General features: G+C 47.7%; 2 protein-coding genes. Both read right to left on the bottom strand.

Going from position 1 to position 1,064, the window contains the following annotated elements:
• Window positions 1-350: hypothetical protein (locus CRO15_RS19600; protein WP_133067300.1), on the bottom strand; the 350-nt coding region annotated here is incomplete at its 3' end.
• Window positions 351-429: 79 nt separating this feature from the next.
• The coding region (locus CRO15_RS19595) for a RagB/SusD family nutrient uptake outer membrane protein (RefSeq protein ID WP_133067299.1) at window positions 430-1,064 on the bottom strand (635 nt) is incomplete at its 5' end.

Here is a 1,064-nt window from a genome sequence, read left to right as displayed (position 1 = left end):
AATGTGGCAAGGACATTGTCCATCAAGGTCAACCCCTTGGCAACGGGCAAAATAATGCCTGCAGTGGATCTGATGCTCTGGGGTTTCAAGAGTATTTTGTCATTTTGAAGGGACCAGACCACTTGCATGTGGCTACGCCTTCTCCCATAATAGCATACGAACAACATAGGTTTGTCCAGAATCGTCTCGGGGATGTTCAGGTAGAGTTGGTCCCCTTCAATGAAAGCGGTCAAAAAGTCCCCTTGTTCGAACAGGTCGCCGTTTGGTATTACTTTAATGGAAGGTACTGGAACGCCTGCATGACCAAACATATATAGCATTAAAAAGCAGGTCAATATGTAATTTTTCATAATACTTGAATTAATTAAAATTGAAAACTCGATAAACCAGACCCCATCGATTGATAGGGTCCAGTCGTGTTCACCTACATCAATAGCCCAAATTTTGTGGCAACAAATTGGGATTGACCTCCAGCTCGGTTTCCGGAATGGGCAGCAGTATATCGGTTTCCTGCCAATTCGGTTTCATTGCCCCTAACACACTGCCCGCATTACCGGTCCGTTTTAGATCGAACCAACGATGGCCCTGTTCCGTGAACAGTTCCACCCTTCGCTCCAGTAGTATCGCCTCCAAAATATCGCTTTCTGTATTCGCCATGGTGTTTGGCAGGCCAGCCCGGTTCCTGATGGCATCCAGGTCTGCCCTTGCCCCAGCAATATCTCCCATATGTACCTTGGCCTCTGCCCGTATCAAAAACTGTTCGGCCAACCGGAAGAGAATGGAATATTCCAAGGATTCCGTTTCATTGAGACCTGCCTTGTATTTATGGGCATAATGCAAGGTGATCGTATTGTCAGTATCCGACCGGTTCCCCACCCAATGGTCCAAACGAAGGTCACCATCTTCAAAGGCCCCCAAAAGGTCATTGGTCAGGGCATAGGATTGACCGGGAATGGTCTGAATGATCATTTGCACGGCCTCCCTTGTGTTCTTCGGAAAATCAGCATCCGCCCTGAGCTGCCATATCGTCTCTTGGGAACCCTTGAGGAACACTTGGTCCAGAT

Origin of the sequence: Flagellimonas pacifica, from assembly GCF_900215465.1 — a bacterium.
Taxonomy (GTDB): Bacteria; Bacteroidota; Bacteroidia; order Flavobacteriales; family Flavobacteriaceae; genus Flagellimonas; species Flagellimonas pacifica.
The sequence above is the reverse complement of the archived record's forward strand: the minus strand, read 5'-3'. Positions and strand labels throughout refer to the sequence as shown.